The sequence below is a fragment of the Telluria sp. ZB4P36 genome (assembly GCF_059685865.1).
In genome coordinates this window covers 293,189-309,838 of the sequence record NZ_JCASIE010000002.1, presented here as the reverse complement: position 1 = coordinate 309,838, position 16,650 = coordinate 293,189, and the positions used below count along the sequence as shown (strand labels likewise).

Below are 16,650 nucleotides of genomic sequence, written 5' to 3'. Positions count from 1 at the left end.
CCCGGGTCGTTCTGATCGGAAGGCACTATGGACACACAACACACTCAAAAACTCTCCACCCTCGAAAAAGCCGGTTTCGGCGCGGGGGACATGGCGCTCAACGTGGTGATCTCGTCGATGATGTTGATCATCACCTTCTTCTACACCGACATCTATGGACTGAAGACCAGCGACCTGGCCATGCTGTTCGTGGCCGTGAAGGTGGTCGGCGCCATTGCCGACCTGGTGATGGGGCAGGTGACCGACGGCGTCCTGACGCGCTGGGGGCGCTACCGGCCCTGGCTGCTGCTGCTGGCCGTGCCCTACGGCCTCAGCGTGTTCCTGGTCTTCACCACGCCCGACTGGACCTATGACGCGAAACTGGTCTGGGCCTATTCGACCTACATCCTGATGACCCTGATGACGGCGGGCGTCGGCATCCCCTATATTTCCCTGATCAGCGGCCTGACCTCCGACCCCCAGGATCGCCTGTCGGCCAACGGCTACCGCCTGTTCTTCGCCAAGATCGGCGCGTTCATGGTGACCATCATCGTGCCGATGCTGGCCAGCTGGTGGGATGCCGGCAACCCGGCCACCGGCTACCAGGCCGCCATGGCCGTGATGGCCGCGATGGGCGTGCTGCTGTTCCTGCTGTGCTTCTTCACCACCACCGAGCGCGTGATCCACAAAGTGGAAAAACAGCCGCTGATGGACCAGGTGCGCGTGCTGCTGCAGAACGACCAGTGGCTGATCCTGTGCGCGGTGTGCGTCACCGGCACGGTGGGCTACGTGATCCGCGGCTCGGTGGCGATCTACTACGCCAAGTACTACCTGGGCGGCGACACCGCCACCGTGTCGGCCTTCCTGTCCCTAGGGGTGGCGGCCGCGATCCTGGCGATGGTCGTGTCCACCTGGACCACCAAGTTCTATTGCAAGGTCAAGCTGTTCCGCAACACCCAGATCATGGTGGCCGTCATCAGCCTGCTGATCTACTTCCTGGTGCAGCCGGGCGACATCCTGCTGGCCTTCGTCCTGTATTTCATCCTGTCGCTGGTAGTGGACCTGCACGCGCCGGTGTTCTGGTCGGCCATCGCCGAGACCATCGACTACGGCCAGGTCAAGACCGGCAAGCGGGTCTCGGGCTTCGCCTTCGGCGGCATCTCGGTGTGCCAGAAGGCCGGCATGGCGATCGCCGGCGGCATGGTCGGCATCCTGCTCGACTACTTCCAGTACCAGCCCAACCAGGAACAATCGGCGCTGGCGCTGCAGGGCATCGCCCTGATGCTGTCGGTGATCCCGGGCTTCTTCCACCTCCTGATGGGCCTATTGATGTTCAAGTACCGCATCAGCGACAAGTATTACGACACCGTCAAGGCCGACATGCGCACCGCGGGCTACGTGGCCAGCTAGGCGAGAACACCATGAACCAACGAGAACCAGTCATGCACGAAACCGTCCTCAAGCCCCTGATCGAACAGCGCGCCGACCCCTACATCTACAAGCACACCGACGGCTTTTACTACTTCACGGCCTCGGTGCCGCAATACGACCGCATCGAACTGCGCCGCGCGGCCACCATCGCCGGCCTGGCGACGGCCGAGACGGTCGACGTGTGGACCAAGCCCGACACCGGCCCTTACTGCGAACTGGTCTGGGCCCCGGAGATCCACTTCAACCAGGGTGCCTGGTACGTCTATTTCGCCGCCGCCCCGAGCCGCGAGATCAAGTACAAGCTGTTCCAGCACCGCATGTACGCGATCCGCAACCAGAATGCGAACCCGCTCGAAGGCCAGTGGGAGTTCATGGGCCAGGTCGATACCGGCATCGACAGCTTCTGCCTGGACGCCACCACCTTCACCCACAAGGGCCAGCTCTACTACCTGTGGGCGCAGAAGGACCACGAGATCGAGGGCAATTCGAACCTGTATATCGCCCCGATGAAGACCCCGTGGCAGATCGAGGGCAAGCCGATCATGCTGAGCAAGCCGGAATTCGATTGGGAGACGCGCGGCTTCTGGGTCAACGAAGGGCCCTCGGTGGTGCGCCGCAACGGCCGGATCTTCATCAGCTACTCGGCCAGCGCCACCGACGAGAATTACGCGATGGGCCTGCTGTGGGCCGACGAGGATGCCGACCTGCTCGACCCGGCATCCTGGACCAAGTCGCCCGAGCCGGTATTCCGCACCTGCTACGACCACGGCATCTACGGTCCCGGCCATAACAGCTTCACCTATGCCGAGGACGGCGACGCCGTCATGCTGGTCTACCACGCGCGTACCTACACCGAGATCGTCGGCGATCCGCTCTGGAATCCGGACCGTCACACCTTCGTGAAGACGCTGCGCTGGGACGACAAGGGCATGCCGGTGTTCGGCCGGCCCTCCACCAACTGAGGAAGCACGGTGCCACATCCCATCACGCAAGCGCCTTTCGGCCAACTGGCGAACGGCGAGGCCATCACGCAGTTCACGCTGAGCAATGCGAACGGCCTGGTGGCGAAGATCATCGATTTCGGCGGCATCATCACCGAGCTGCATGCGCCCGACCGCGACGGCCGCCTGGCCGACGTGGTGCTGGGCTTCGACACGCTCGCGCCTTACGAGGGCGATCACCCTTATTTCGGCGCCCTGATCGGCCGCTATGGCAACCGCATCGCCAATGCCCGCTTCACCCTCGACGGCCGGGAGGTCGTCCTGCCGGCAAACGACGGCGACAAGCACCTGCATGGCGGGCCTGGCGGCTTCCACAAGCGTAAGTGGCAGGCCAGCGTGGTGGGCGACAGCCTGCAGCTGGCTTATCGCAGCGTGGACGGCGAAGAGGGCTATCCCGGCAATCTGGACGTCACCGTGAGCTACCGGCTGAACGACGAGAACGAGCTGGTGCTGCGTTTCCATGCGCTGACCGACCAGCCGACCCCGGTCAACCTGACCCAGCACAGCTACTTCAACCTGGCCGGCGAGGGCGATATCCTGAACCATCAACTGACGATCGACGCCGACACCTTCGTCGGCATCGATGCCGCCTCGATCCCCCTCGGGACGCTGTCGCCGGTCACCGGAACGCCTTTCGACTTCCGCACGCCGCGCCTCATCGGGGAGCGCGTCGGCCAGCCGGACAAGCAGCTGCGCCACGGCCGCGGCTACGACCACAACTTCGTCCTCAACAAGCCGAACGGCAAGGAGATGACGCGCGCGGCCCATGTCGTCGATCCCGGCTCGGGCAGGGTGCTGGAACTGTTCACCGAGGAGCCGGGCCTGCAGTTCTACAGCGGGAACTTCCTCGACGGCTCGCTCATCGGCAAAGGCCGGACCTACGGACACCGCAGCGGCTTCTGCCTGGAGCCGCAGCATTTTCCGGATTCGCCGAACCGGCCGCGCTTCCCGAACGTGATCCTGCGCCCGGGGCAGGTGTACGAGACCGAATCGCGTTTCCGCCTGTCGGTACGGGAGGCCTGATGGAACATTTACTCGATAACCGGCACGAGCTGGGCGAATGCGTGCAGTGGTGCGAACGTACCGGGCGCCTGCTGTGGACTGACATCCCGGCAGCGGAACTGTGGTCGTATTCGCCGTCCAACGGCCGCTGCATGAGCTGGCGCATGCCCGAACGCCTGTGTTCCTTCGCACTGACGGGCAGCGACGATCGCCTGCTGCTGGGGCTGGCGAGCGGCCTGGCCTACTTCAGCTTCTCGACCGGCGAGGTGCGGCGCATCGTCGATGTCGAATCCGAAATTCCGGCCACCCGTTTGAACGACGGACGCTGCGACCGCCAGGGCCGCTTCGTGTTCGGCATGTTCAACCAGGAAGAGAGCCCGAAGCGCGCCCTGGGCGGCTTCTACCGCCTGAACCTCGACCTCACGCTCGAGCGCCTGCCGATCGGGAACGCGGCGATCGCCAACAGCATCTGCTTCAGTCCCGACGGACGCCGGATGTACTATGCCGACTCGGCCACGCGCGAGATCCGCTATTGCGACTACAACCCCTGCAGCGGCACGGTCGGGGCCTCGCACCTGTTCGTGCCGGCCGATGCCGCGCCGGGCGAGCCGGATGGATCCTGCATCGACGCCGACGGCTACCTGTGGACGACGCGCTGGGGAGCGGGGCAGGTGATGCGCTTCGCGCCGGACGGAAGCCTGGACCGGGTGCTGGCGCTCGCTGCGCCGCAACCCAGCTGTCCCACGTTCGCCGGGCCCGGCCTGTCGACCTTGTACGTGACCAGCGCCTGGCTCGGGATGACGGCCGGCGACCGCGCTGCGGCGCCGCTGTCGGGTGCGCTGTTCAAGCAGGCGCTCGACGTGCGCGGCCTGCCGGAATCCCGTTTTTTGGGCGCGGTCAGATAACATTTTCGATATCGATATTGCGAAATATTTGATTGGAAAGATATCTGCCCGCATTCTAGACTTCCTCATCGCTGAACAACACACGACATGAGAGGGAGCGCACAGCTCCCCGTGGCGGAAATAACGAGGAGGATTGGATGTCCGAGACGAAGAAAAAGACCACGCTGCGCTCGGCGGCGTGGTTCGGGACCCAGGACAAGAACGGCTTCATGTACCGGAGCTGGATGAAGAACCAGGGTATTCCCGACCATGAATTCCAGGGCAAGCCGATCATCGGCATCTGCAACACGTGGTCCGAACTGACCCCCTGCAACGCCCACTTCCGCAAGCTGGCCGAACACGTCAAGCGCGGCATCCTGGAGGCCGGCGGCTTCCCGGTCGAGTTCCCGGTGTTTTCGAACGGAGAATCGAACCTGCGCCCGACCGCCATGCTGACCCGTAACCTGGCCAGCATGGACGTCGAAGAATCCATCCGCGGCAATCCGATGGACGCGGTGGTCCTGCTGGTGGGCTGCGACAAGACCACCCCGGCCCTCTTGATGGGCGCGGCCAGCGTCGACCTGCCGACCATCGTCGTCACCGGCGGCCCTATGCTCAACGGTAAGCTGAACGGGAAGGACATCGGCTCGGGCACGGCCGTCTGGCAGCTGCACGAGCAGGCCAAGGCCGGCCAGATCACGATGCACGATTTCCTGTCCGCCGAAGCCGGCCACTCGCGCTCGGCCGGCACCTGCAACACCATGGGGACTGCCTCCACGATGGCCTGCATGGCCGAGTCGCTGGGCACCTCGCTGCCGCACAATGCCGCGATTCCGGCCGTGGATGCGCGCCGCTACGTGCTGGCCCACATGTCCGGCATCCGCATCGTCGAGATGGTGCACGAAGACCTGAAGCTGTCGAAAATCCTCAAGCGCGAGAACTTCGAGAACGCCATTCGCGTGAACGCCGCCATCGGTGGTTCGACCAATGCCGTGATCCACCTGAAGGCGATCGCCGGCCGCATGGGCGTGCCGCTCGAGCTCGAAGACTGGACCGCGATCGGCAAGGGCACCCCGACCATCGTCGACCTGCTCCCATCGGGCAAATACCTGATGGAGGAGTTCTACTACGCCGGCGGCCTGCCGGGCGTCATCCGCCGCCTGGGCGAGGGCGGGCTGCTGAAGCACAAGGATGCGCTCACCGTCAACGGCAAGACCTTGTGGGAGAACTGCCAGGACGCACCGATCTATAACGACGAAGTGATCCGCCAGCTCGACACTCCGCTGATCGCGGACGGCGGGATCCGCATCTTGCGCGGCAACCTGGCGCCGCGCGGCGCCGTCCTCAAGCCCTCGGCGGCTTCTCCGCACCTGATGCAGCACCGCGGCCGCGCCGTCGTGTTCGAGGACTTCGACCACTACAAGCAGCGCATCAATGATCCGGACCTGGACGTGGATGCGAATTCCATCCTGGTGATGAAGAACTGCGGCCCCAAGGGCTACCCGGGCATGGCCGAAGTCGGCAACATGGGCCTGCCGCCCAAGCTGCTGGCCCAGGGCATCACCGACATGGTGCGCATCTCGGACGCCCGCATGAGCGGCACCGCCTACGGCACCGTTGTCCTGCACGTGGCGCCGGAAGCCATGGCCGGCGGACCGCTGGGCATCGTGCAGGACGGCGACTGGGTCCAGCTGGACTGCGCAGGCGGTGGCCTGAACCTCGAGCTATCGGACGAAGAGATCCGCAAGCGCCTGGCCGACCGCGCCGAGAAGAACAAGCCGGTGCAGCACAGCGGCTACCAGCGCCTCTATCTCGACCACGTGCTGCAGGCGGACGAGGGCTGCGACTTCGACTTCCTTCTCGGCTGCCGCGGCTCCGCCGTGCCCAAGCACTCGCACTGATCCTGTGTCGCCCGGGCCGCAGGGCGGTCCGGGCATCCTCACCTATAAAACTCTGGAGACCGGGCCATGCTGCTCGTACAATTCATCACCGAATCGCAGGAACGCCGCATCGGCATCCTGCACGACAACATCATCCGCGTCGTCAACGGCTATGCCACGACGCTCGACCTGGCGCGCGCCGCCATCGCCGCCGGCACCGGCCTGGCGCAGCTGGCCGACAGCGCCGCCGGCCAGGAACACTTCAACTACGACGACGTCGCCCAGGCCGGCCGCATCCTGGCGCCGCTCGATCATCCGGATGCCGCCCACTGCTACGTCACCGGCACCGGCCTGACCCACCTGGGCAGCGCCGACACCCGCGACGCCATGCACAAGAAGATCGGCGGCGACGTCGAGACCCTGAGCGATTCGATGAAGATGTTCCGCATGGGCGTGGAGGGCGGCAAGCCGGCCCCGGGCACCGCCGGCGTGCAGCCGGAATGGTTCTACAAGGGCGACGGCTCGATCGTGCGCGCCACCGGCCAGGACATCGACATGCCGGAATTCTCGCTCGACGGCGGGGAAGAGCCGGAGATCGCCGGCCTCTACGTGATCGGCAACGACGGCCAGCCCTACCGCCTCGGTTTTGCCATCGGCAACGAGTTCTCGGACCACGTCACCGAACGCCAGAACTACCTCTACCTGGCCCATTCGAAGCTGCGCAACTGCGGCCTCGGCCCGGCGCTGCTGGTGGGCGAGCTGCCGAGCCACGTGGCCGGCGTCTCGCGCATCCTCGACCAGCAGGGCAAGGTACGCTGGGAGAAGGCCTTCGTGAGCGGCGAGCAGAACATGTCGCACACCATCGGCAACCTCGAATACCACCATTTCAAGTACGGCCTGTTCAATCGTCCGGGCGACGTGCACATCCACTTCTTCGGCACCGCCACCCTGAGCTTCGCGGACGGCGTCTCGGTCCAGGCCGGCGAGACCTTCGAGGTCGAGTCGCCCCAGTTCGGTCCGGCCCTGCGCAACCGCCTGGCGGTCCACGCCGTGCCGTTCGCGAAGGTGACGGCACTATGAGCATCAGCGGCGAAGCCATCATCGGCGGGGTCCACGAACGCGGCGCCGCAGGCTCCTTCAAGGCCTGGGACCCGACCCGGCGCGACTACCTGGAGCCAAGCTTCCACATGGTCGGCCCGGACCAGATCGACCGCGCCTGCACGCTGGCGGGCGAAGCCTTCGACGTCTTCCGCAAGACCAGCGACCGGCAGCGCGCGCAGTTCCTGGACACGGTGGCCGAGCAGATCCTGGCGCTGGGCGATGCGCTGATCGAGCGCGCAATGGCGGAATCCGGCCTGCCGCGTGCCCGCCTGGAAGGCGAGCGCGGACGCACCTGCGGCCAGCTGCGCATGTTCGCCGAGCTGCTGCGCGAAGGTTCGTGGGTCGATGCCCGCATGGATACCCCGCTGCCGGAACGCACTCCGCCACGCCCCGACCTGCGCTACAAGCTGATCGGCGTCGGTCCGGTGGCCGTGTTCGCCGCCTCGAACTTCCCGCTGGCCTTCTCGGTGGCGGGCGGCGACACGGCATCCGCCTTCGCGGCCGGCTGCCCGGTGGTCCTGAAAGCCCACTCGGCGCATCCCGGCACCTCGGAACTGGTGGCGCGCGCCGTCGCCAAGGCCGTGCAGCTGTGCGGTCTGCCGGCCGGCGTGTTCGCGCTGCTGACCGGTACCGGCAACGGCATCGGCCAGGCCCTGGTCGCCCACCCGGCGATCCAGGCGGTCGGCTTCACCGGCTCGCGTTCGGGCGGCACCGCCCTGATGGCGGTGGCCGCGGCACGCAAGCAGCCGATTCCCGTGTATGCGGAAATGAGCAGCATTAACCCCTTGTTCATCCTGCCGCAGGCGCTGGCCAGCCGCGCCGCGGAGATCGGCAAAGGCTTTGCCGCCTCGCTGACCATGGGCGTGGGACAGTTCTGCACCAACCCGGGCCTCGTGCTGGCGGTGGACGGTCCGGGACTGGACGAGTTCTGCGCCGCTGCCAGCAAGGCGCTGGCCGATACGCAGGCGGGGGTCATGCTGACCCAGGGTATCGCGGAAAGCTACCGCAAGAGCGTCGACACCCTGCACGGGCACGAGACGGTCACCACGCTGGCCCGCATCGAGCATGACGAAGGCAAGGGCGGCGCGGCATTCTTCCGCACCAGCGCCGAGCACTTCCTGACGCGCCACGAGCTGCACGCCGAAGTCTTCGGTCCCGCTTCGGTGCTGGTGGTGTGCAAGGACGTGGGCGAGCTGCGTCAGGTGACCGAACTGCTGGAAGGCCAGCTCACGGCCACGCTGCAGATCGCCCCGGAAGACTTCGAGGCCGCCGAAACCCTGCTGCCGGCTCTGGAGCGCAAGGTCGGCCGCATCCTGGCCAACGGCTTCCCGACCGGCGTCGAGGTCTCGAGTGCAATGGTCCACGGCGGCCCGTTCCCGGCCACGGCGGACGGCCGCAGCACCTCGGTCGGCACGGCTGCGATCGAACGCTTCCTGCGTCCGGTCTGCTACCAGAACTTGCCCCAGCGCCTCCTGCCCGAGGCCCTGCGGGACGGGAATCCGCTCGGTATCTGGCGCCGCAAAGACGGTGCATTGACCAAAGAATAAGCGGGCATCACAATAAGAACGGATGGAGACGGTTATGAACAAGTTGGCGAGGTATCCCAGCCTGCAGGGCAGGCGGGTATTCGTGACGGGCGGCGGCACCGGCATCGGTGAAGCGATCGTGCGCGCGTTCGTGGAACAGGGCGCGGTGGTGGCCTTTGTCGATATTGCAAGGGAAGCCAGCGAGACGCTGTGCGCCAGCCTGGCCAATGCCGGGTACGTCGCGCCGGTGTTCCGCTACTGCGACATCACCGACATTCCTGCGCTGCAGCGCACGATGGCCGAGCTGGCGGAACAGCTGGGCGACTTCGAGGTGCTGGTCAATAACGCGGCCAACGACCAGCGCCACGACATCGAGAAGGTCTCGCTCGACTACTGGAACGAACGCATCGCCATCAACCAGCGCCCGATGTTCTTCACCGCGCAGGCAGTCCTGCCGGGCATGAAGAAGCAGGGCGTCGGCTCCATCATCAACTTCTCTTCGATGTCCTGGCACGCCAAGGGCGCCGGCTACCCGGTCTACGCGACCACCAAGGCGGCCGTGATCGGCCTGACCCGCAGCCTGGCGCGCGACCTCGGCCCCTTCGGCGTGCGCGTCAATACCGTCACGCCGGGTTGGGTCATGACCCAGCGCCAGATCGACCTGTGGGTCGACGAGGCGGCCGAAGCGGAAATCAAGAAGGCCCAGTGCCTGCCGGGCAAGCTCATGCCGGACGATATCGCCGCGATGGTGCTCTTCCTCGGCGCCGACGACAGCAAGATGTGCACGGCGCAGGATTTCGTCGTCGACGCTGGCTGGACCTGATCGCGGGCGGTTGATACACCGCCACCGTCCCTTTCAGCCACTCCCCTTGAAACCGTTTTTTCGGCGCATTCCGGAACGACGGGTTAACGGACCACGCCATGACCGCTCCGACTCGCACGACCCTGGCGCTCGTCGCCATTTTCAGCACGCAGGCACACGCCGCCGCCCTGACCAGTCCCGATGGCCACATTGCCGTTACCGTCAGCGCGGCACCGTCGGGCACGCTCACCTATGCGGTCGCCCGAGCGGGAAAAGCGGTCATCCTCCCATCCCCCTTGGGCCTGACACTGCAGGGCGCCGACCTCACGACCGGGCTGTCGATCGCCGCGACTTCCGCAATCAAGCCGGTCCGCGACAGCTACGAGCTCGCCACCGGAAAGAAGCGGCACATCAGCTACAGCGCCAACGAGCAGGTTTACACGGTTCGCAACGCCCAGGGCCAGGCCATGGACCTCGCTTTCCGGGTATCGAACGACGGCGTCGCCTTCCGCTACCTGGTGCGCGAGCCGGCCCTGCCGACCAAGACATTCATCGCCGAAGCCACCGGCTTCGGCTTCGACCAATCCGCGCGCGCCTGGCTGCAGCCGATGTCGGTCGCCCAGACCGGCTGGATGAACACCAATCCCGCCTACGAAGAGCACTACCAGCGCGAGATCGCCGTCGGCACGAAGGCGCCGACGCCAGCCGGCTGGGTCTTCCCGGCGCTGTTCCGCACCGGCAACACCTGGGTTGCGCTGACCGAGGCGAACATGGACGGCAGCTTCCACGCTTCCCGCCTCGACGCCGCATCGCCGGACGGCCGCTACCGGCTCGCCCCGCCAGCCGCGCCGGAAGTCTTCACCGGCGGCGCGCTGCTGGCCGAGGCGAAGGGAGAGCTGGTGACGCCATGGCGCATCATCGCCCTGGGCTCGCTGCGCACCATCGTCGAATCGACCCTCGGCACCGACCTGGCCGCACCCGCGGTCGCCTTCGACAAGGCGCGCATCCAGCCCGGCCACGCCGCATGGAGCTGGGCGCTGCTGAAGGATGACGGCACCGTTTTCGACGTGCAGAAGAAGTTCGTCGACTACGCCGCCGACATGCGCTGGGATTACACCCTGGTGGATGCCGACTGGGACCGCAAGATCGGCGACGCCAGGATGCGCGAACTGGTTGCGTACGGAGCGAAGAAGAACATCGGCATCCTGGTCTGGTACAACTCGTCCGGCGCCTGGAACAAGACCGAGTACAGCCCGAAAGGCGCGCTCCTGACCCGCGAAGCGCGCATGCGCGAGTTCGCGAAGCTGCGCGAGATGGGCATCAAGGGCGTCAAGATCGACTTTTTCGCCGGCGACGGCCAGTCGATGATTGCCTATTACGTCGACATCCTGAACGATGCCGCAAAGGCCGGCCTCCTGGTGAACTTCCACGGCGCCACGCTGCCGCGCGGCTGGTCGCGCACCTATCCCAACCTGATGACCGCCGAGGCGGTGCGCGGCTTCGAGTTCACGACCTTTTTCCAGGCCGACCAGGATGCGGTGCCGCGCCATGCAGCCATGCTGCCCTTCACCCGCAACCTGTTCGACCCGATGGACTTCACGCCTACCGTGTTCGGCGACATCCCGAAGATCCAGCGCAAGACCCGCAACGGCTTCGAGCTGGCCGAATCGGTGCTGTTCCTGTCCGGGATCCAGCACTTCGCCGAGACCCCGGAAGGCATGACGACCGCGCCGGCCTATGTGAAGGGCTTCCTGCAAGAGCTGCCGCGCAGCTGGGACGAGACCCGCTTCGTCGACGGCTATCCCGGCCGGCACGTGGTCATCGCGCGCAGGTCAGGCAGGGCCTGGTATGTCGCCGGCCTGAACGCCGACGATGCCGACAAGCCGCTCGACCTCGACCTGTCCTTCATTGGCAAAGGCGAGGGCAGGCTCATCACCGACGGCAAGGGCGAGCGCGAATTCAGCCAGTCCCCGCTCAAGGGCGGCAAGCACAAGATCAGTATCAAGGCACACGGCGGCTTCGTCGCCGTATTCAAATAAGAATCCAACCAACCAGGAGACAGCAGTGAACGTATTCAAGCCGACCATCCTCGCGCTCAGCATCCTTGCCGCCCCGGCCTTCGCTCAGGTGAGCGTCAGCATCGACGCCACCAAGCCCGGCCCGGTCATCAACAAGAACGTCTACGGCCAGTTCGCCGAACACCTGGGCACCGGCATCTACGAAGGCCTGTGGGTCGGCCCGGATTCGAAGATCCCGAACACCCGGGGCTGGCGCAATGACGTGGTCGGCGCCCTGAAGGAACTGAAGGTGCCGCTGGTGCGCTGGCCGGGAGGCTGCTTCGCCGACGAGTACCACTGGCGCGACGGCATCGGTGCGCGCAACAAGCGTCCGGTGAAGGTCAACACCCACTGGGGCGGCGTGGCCGAGGACAACGCCGTCGGCACCCACGAGTTCTTCGACCTGGTCGACATCCTGGGCACCGAAGCCTACGTCAACGGCAACCTCGGTTCCGGCACCCCGCAGGAGATGGCCGAGTGGCTCGAGTACATGACTTCGGACACCAAGTCGACACTGGCCGAGCAGCGCCGCAAGAACGGCCGCAAGGAACCGTTCAAGGTGGCCTATTTCGGCATCGGCAACGAAGCCTGGGGCTGCGGCGGCAACATGAAGCCGGAATACTACGCGCAGCTGTACAACCACTACGCCACCTTCCTCAAGACCCCGCCGAATGCACGCCCGAAGATGGTCGCCAGCGGCGGCAACGACGACGACACCAAATGGACCGAGGTCCTGAGCAAGGAAGTCGCCAAGGGCACCGACGGCATCAGCTTCCACTTCTACACGCTGCCGACCGGTGTCTGGGAGAAGAAGGGCGCGGCCACCGGCTTCGCCGAGAACGAGTGGTTCTCGACCATGCAGCAGACCCTGCGCATGGACGGCCACATCCGCCGCAACGTCGCCATCCTCGACAAGAACGACCCGCAGAAGAAGATCGGCTTCTACGTCGACGAATGGGGCACCTGGTACGACGTCGAGCCGGGCACCAACCCGGGCTTCCTGTTCCAGCGTAACACCCTGCGCGACGCGGTGGTGGCGGCCCTGAACTTCAACATCTTCCATGCCCACGCAGAGCGTGTCCGCATGACCAACATCGCCCAGATGGTCAACGTGCTGCAAGCCATGATCATCACCGACAAGGACAAGATGCTACTGACGCCGACCTACCACGCCTACAAGATGTACATCCCGTTCCAGGATGCGACTTCGCTGCCGACCGCCGTCAACAACGACGTGGCCTACTCGGTGGACAACAAGAGCATCCCGGGCATCAGCGCCTCGAGCGCCCGCGGCAAGGACGGCAAGGTCTACGTGGCCCTGGTGAACACCAACCCGCGCCAGGCCAGCGACGTGACCGTCGACCTGAAGGGCCAGGCGGCCTCCGGCGCCACCGGCCAGGTGCTGACCGCCGATGCGATGGACGCGCACAACACCTTCGACAAGCCGCAAGCCATCAAGCCGGCGCCGTACAGCGCCAAGGCGGTCAATGGCAAGCTGACGCTGAAGGTGCCGGCCAAGTCGGTCGTGGTAGTGTCGGTAGACGCATAATGCCTGGGGTGGGCGGCGCCGCCGCCCACCCTGGGGATCACGATTGTTCAGGAGTTCGCAATGTCTTTAATCTCCCGTTTCTCCAGCTGCGTCCTGGCGCTCGCCACCGCATTGCCCAGTTTCGCTGCGCCGGTCGACGTCCATGACCCCGTCATGGCGAAGGAGGGCAGCAGGTACTACCTCTTCAGCACCGGTCCCGGCATCACCTTCTACAGTTCGAACGACATGAAGTCGTGGAAGCCGGAGGGCCGCGTTTTCCCCGGCGAGCCGGCATGGGCCAGGAAGGCTGCGCCGACCTTCAATGACCACATCTGGGCGCCGGACATCTATCACCACAAGGGCAAGTACTACCTGTACTACTCGGTATCCGGTTTCGGCCTGAACACCTCCGGCATCGGCGTCACGACCAATACCACCCTCGACCCACGCGCGCCCGGATACAAATGGGAAGACCAGGGCATGGTACTGCAGTCCGTGCCGGGCCGCGACCTGTGGAACGCCATCGATTCGCACGTGATCGACGACGAGCAGGGCACGCCCTGGATGTCCTTCGGTTCCTTCTGGAGCGGTCTCAAGCTGGTCAAGCTCGATGCCAGCCGCACGAAACTGGCCGAGCCGCAGGAATGGCACACCATTGCACGCCGCGAGCGCCCGGCCTTTACGCCGGACCTGCATGGCGGCCCTGCCGCAATCGAAGCGCCCTTCATCATGCGGAAGAACGGCTGGTACTACCTGTTCGCCTCATGGGACCTGTGCTGCAAGGGCAAGGACAGTACCTACAAGGTGGTGGTAGGCCGCGCGAAAGCCGTCACCGGGCCCTACCTCGACCGCCAGGGCGTGGACATGGCCAAGGGCGGCGGCTCGCTCGTCATCCAGGGCGACCGCGACTGGGTCGGATTGGGCCACAACAGCGCCTACACCTTCGACGGCAAGGGCTACATGGTGCTGCATGCCTACGAGACCGCCGACAAGTACAAGCAGAAGCTCAAGGTGCTGCCGATGGCCTGGGACGGCGAGGGCTGGCCCACCGTCGATCCCGCTGAGCTGAACCGCTACCAGAGCGTGCGGCTGCCATGAAGCCACGGCTCGCCGCGCTGACGCTGCTGGTGCTGGGTGCCTGGGCGCAGGCGGCCGAGCTCTTCCCCCTGGCCGACGTCCGCCTCAAGCCCGGACCCTTCCTCGACGCCCAGACCACCGACCTGAACTACATGATGGCGATGGAGCCGGACCGGCTGCTGGCGCCCTTCCTGCGCGAAGCCGGCCTGGAGCCGCGCCGGCCGAGCTACGGCAACTGGGAGTCGACGGGACTGGACGGCCACATGGGCGGCCACTACCTGTCGGCGCTCGCGCTCATGCACGCGGCCACCGGCGATGCGGAGGTGCTGCGCCGCCTGAACTATTTCGTGGCGGAGCTCAAGCGGGCGCAGGCGGCCAACGGCGACGGTTACCTGGGCGGCATTCCGGGCGGGCGCCAGGCCTGGCGCGATATCGCGGCCGGCAAGCTGGAGGCCGACAACTTTTCGGTCAACGGAAAGTGGGTGCCCTGGTATAACCTGCACAAGGTGTACGCGGGCCTGCGCGATGCCTACCGCTATGCCGGTAACGAGGAGGCGCGCGGCATGCTGATCGCCTTGTCCGACTGGGCACTGCGCCTGACGGCGCGCCTGAGCGAGGAGCAGATGCAGCAGATGCTGCGCAGCGAGCATGGCGGCATGAACGAGATCTTCGCCGACGTGGCGCAGATGACGGGTGAGCGCAAGTACCTCGAGCTGGCCCTGCGCTTCTCGCACCAGGCGGTGCTGCAGCCGCTGGCGCAGGGGCAGGACAAGCTGACGGGCCTGCACGCGAATACACAGATTCCGAAGGTGATCGGTTTCAAGCGCATCGCCGACATGACGGACAGGCAGGACCTCGACAAGGCGGCCAGCTTCTTCTGGCAGACCGTGGTCGACCGCCGCTCGGTGGCCATCGGCGGCAACAGCGTCAAGGAGCACTTCCACGACGAGCATAACTTCGGCTCCATGATCGGCGAGGTCGAGGGGCCGGAGACTTGCAACACCTACAACATGCTGAAGCTGACCGGGATGCTGTTCCAGTCCGAGCAGAAGGGCAGTTACGGCGACTACTACGAGCGCGCGCTGTACAACCACATCCTGTCCTCGCAGCGCCCGGGCGGCGGTTTCGTCTACTTCACGCCGATGCGGCCGAACCACTATCGGGTGTATTCGCAGGTCGACAAGGGCATGTGGTGCTGCGTGGGCTCGGGGATCGAGAGCCACGCGAAGTTCGGCGAATTCATCTACGCGCACGAGGGCGATGCGCTGTTCGTCAACCTCTTCATTCCCTCGACGCTGCACTGGCGCGAGATGAACGTGCGGATCACGCAGGCGACGCGCTTCCCGGACCAGGGCAGCACACGCCTGACTGTCGAATCACCTGGCCGCTTTACCATGAAGATCCGCCATCCGGGCTGGGTCGCGGCCGGGAAGCTGGTGGTGACCGTGAACGGCAGGGCGGTAAAGCATGACGCCGCGCCTGGCGGCTATGTGAGCGTGGCCCGTGCGTGGCGCAAGGGCGACCGCGTCGACGTGCAGCTGCCGATGACGACGCGCCTGGAGCAGATGCCGGACAAGTCGAACTACTACGCCGTCCTGCACGGCCCAATCGTGCTGGCCGCGAAGACGCGCATGCCCGGCGACGAGAAGCTGAACTTCCTGGCCGACGACTCGCGCATGGGACATATCGCGGGTGGGCCGGTTTGCCCGCTCGAATCGGCGCCGATGCTGGTCAGCGATTCGCAGGATTTCCTGCGCCGCTTCCGGCCGGTGAAAGGCAAGGCGCTCACCTTTACCGCACCCGGGCTCGTGCACGGTGCGGCGGGTAGCGCGACCGAATTCATTCCCTTCTTCCGCCTGCACGACTCGCGCTATACGATGTACTGGCAGCACGCGACGCCGGCCAACCTGGAACGCATGCGGGCCGAGAACGCGGCGCGTGAAGCGGACCGGCTGGCGCTCGACGCCCGTACCATCGACCAGGTGGCGCCCGGCGAACAACAGCCGGAGTCGGACCACTTCTTCAAGGGCGAGGGCGTCGCCGCGGGTGTGAACGGCGGCCGGCACTGGCGGCATGCGAGCAAATGGTTCAGTTATGAGCTGAAGGACCCGAAAGGCGAGGCGAAGTTGTTGCGCCTGACCTTTGCCAAGGCTGACGCCGGGCGCCGCTTCGATATCGAGGTCAATGGCGTGCTGCTTGCCGAAGTGGTGCTCACCGGCGATGCCGCTCAGGAGTTCTACACTGTCGATTACCTGCTGCCCGCAACCGTCGGGCAGGCGAGGCCGACGCTCTCAGTGCGCTTCGTGGCCAAGAAGGGTTCGGTGGCGGGTGGCCTCTACGGACTCCGCCTGCTGCGGTAAGAAGCCCCGATGTAGGTGATGC

At 65.7% G+C, this 16,650-nt stretch carries 12 protein-coding genes; all 12 read left to right on the top strand.

Annotated elements, in window-relative coordinates; genetic code table 11:
• Nucleotides 1–27 precede the first annotated feature (27 nt).
• The 12 genes from AC56LK_RS04120 to AC56LK_RS04065 all read left to right on the top strand — a co-directional run bounded on the left by AC56LK_RS04120 (nucleotide 28) and on the right by AC56LK_RS04065 (nucleotide 16,628).
• Nucleotides 28–1,389 carry an MFS transporter gene (locus AC56LK_RS04120; protein ID WP_497183295.1) on the top strand — a complete coding sequence of 454 codons (1,362 nt, stop codon included), beginning with the start codon at nucleotides 28–30 and terminating at the stop codon, nucleotides 1,387–1,389.
• Between the two features lie 32 nt (nucleotides 1,390–1,421).
• Nucleotides 1,422–2,372 carry a glycoside hydrolase family 43 protein gene (locus AC56LK_RS04115; RefSeq protein ID WP_497183294.1) on the top strand — a complete coding sequence of 317 codons (951 nt, stop codon included), beginning with the start codon at nucleotides 1,422–1,424 and terminating at the stop codon, nucleotides 2,370–2,372.
• 9 nt (nucleotides 2,373–2,381) lie between these two features.
• The gene (locus tag AC56LK_RS04110) at nucleotides 2,382–3,434 is read left to right on the top strand and encodes an aldose epimerase family protein (RefSeq protein WP_497183293.1); all 1,053 of its coding nucleotides are present in this window, start codon (nucleotides 2,382–2,384) and stop codon (nucleotides 3,432–3,434) included.
• A complete protein-coding gene (locus AC56LK_RS04105) occupies nucleotides 3,431–4,318 on the top strand; it encodes an SMP-30/gluconolactonase/LRE family protein (RefSeq protein WP_497183517.1) in 888 nt (295 codons plus the stop codon). Before AC56LK_RS04110 ends, AC56LK_RS04105 begins: the two co-directional genes overlap by 4 nt.
• 137 nt (nucleotides 4,319–4,455) lie before the next feature.
• The gene (locus tag AC56LK_RS04100) at nucleotides 4,456–6,198 is read left to right on the top strand and encodes an IlvD/Edd family dehydratase (protein ID WP_497183292.1); all 1,743 of its coding nucleotides are present in this window, start codon (nucleotides 4,456–4,458) and stop codon (nucleotides 6,196–6,198) included.
• A 66-nt stretch (nucleotides 6,199–6,264) separates the two neighbouring features.
• Nucleotides 6,265–7,257, top strand: coding sequence for an AraD1 family protein (araD1, locus tag AC56LK_RS04095; protein WP_497183291.1), 993 nt, complete (start codon nucleotides 6,265–6,267; stop codon nucleotides 7,255–7,257).
• Nucleotides 7,254–8,825 (top strand): aldehyde dehydrogenase (NADP(+)), encoded by a 1,572-nt coding sequence (locus AC56LK_RS04090; RefSeq protein WP_497183290.1) that lies wholly within the window; start codon nucleotides 7,254–7,256, stop codon nucleotides 8,823–8,825. Before araD1 ends, AC56LK_RS04090 begins: the two co-directional genes overlap by 4 nt.
• 34 nt (nucleotides 8,826–8,859) lie before the next feature.
• Nucleotides 8,860–9,627 (top strand): SDR family NAD(P)-dependent oxidoreductase, encoded by a 768-nt coding sequence (locus tag AC56LK_RS04085; protein ID WP_497183289.1) that lies wholly within the window; start codon nucleotides 8,860–8,862, stop codon nucleotides 9,625–9,627.
• A 98-nt stretch (nucleotides 9,628–9,725) separates the two neighbouring features.
• The gene (locus AC56LK_RS04080) at nucleotides 9,726–11,645 is read left to right on the top strand and encodes a glycoside hydrolase family 97 protein (RefSeq protein ID WP_497183288.1); all 1,920 of its coding nucleotides are present in this window, start codon (nucleotides 9,726–9,728) and stop codon (nucleotides 11,643–11,645) included.
• A 25-nt stretch (nucleotides 11,646–11,670) separates the two neighbouring features.
• Nucleotides 11,671–13,212 (top strand): alpha-N-arabinofuranosidase, encoded by a 1,542-nt coding sequence (locus AC56LK_RS04075; protein WP_497183287.1) that lies wholly within the window; start codon nucleotides 11,671–11,673, stop codon nucleotides 13,210–13,212.
• Between the two features lie 60 nt (nucleotides 13,213–13,272).
• Nucleotides 13,273–14,289, top strand: a complete 1,017-nt coding sequence (locus AC56LK_RS04070; protein ID WP_497183286.1) for an arabinan endo-1,5-alpha-L-arabinosidase — start codon at nucleotides 13,273–13,275, stop codon at nucleotides 14,287–14,289.
• Entirely contained in the window at nucleotides 14,286–16,628 is a 2,343-nt protein-coding gene (locus AC56LK_RS04065; RefSeq protein WP_497183285.1) for a beta-L-arabinofuranosidase domain-containing protein, read from the top strand. The genes AC56LK_RS04070 and AC56LK_RS04065 overlap by 4 nt, the downstream gene beginning before the upstream one ends.
• Nucleotides 16,629–16,650 lie beyond the last annotated feature (22 nt).

Bases quoted from the DNA above. Each gene is read 5' to 3' on its own strand.
- AC56LK_RS04120 (WP_497183295.1), top strand. From the start codon at position 28: ATGGACACACAACACACTCAAAAACTCTCCACCCTCGAAAAAGCCGGT.
- AC56LK_RS04115 (WP_497183294.1), top strand. From the start codon at position 1,422: ATGCACGAAACCGTCCTCAAGCCCCTGATCGAACAGCGCGCCGACCCC.
- AC56LK_RS04100 (WP_497183292.1), top strand. From the start codon at position 4,456: ATGTCCGAGACGAAGAAAAAGACCACGCTGCGCTCGGCGGCGTGGTTC.
- araD1 (WP_497183291.1), top strand. From the start codon at position 6,265: ATGCTGCTCGTACAATTCATCACCGAATCGCAGGAACGCCGCATCGGC.
- AC56LK_RS04090 (WP_497183290.1), top strand. From the start codon at position 7,254: ATGAGCATCAGCGGCGAAGCCATCATCGGCGGGGTCCACGAACGCGGC.
- AC56LK_RS04085 (WP_497183289.1), top strand. From the start codon at position 8,860: ATGAACAAGTTGGCGAGGTATCCCAGCCTGCAGGGCAGGCGGGTATTC.
- AC56LK_RS04080 (WP_497183288.1), top strand. From the start codon at position 9,726: ATGACCGCTCCGACTCGCACGACCCTGGCGCTCGTCGCCATTTTCAGC.
- AC56LK_RS04070 (WP_497183286.1), top strand. From the start codon at position 13,273: ATGTCTTTAATCTCCCGTTTCTCCAGCTGCGTCCTGGCGCTCGCCACC.
- AC56LK_RS04065 (WP_497183285.1), top strand. From the start codon at position 14,286: ATGAAGCCACGGCTCGCCGCGCTGACGCTGCTGGTGCTGGGTGCCTGG.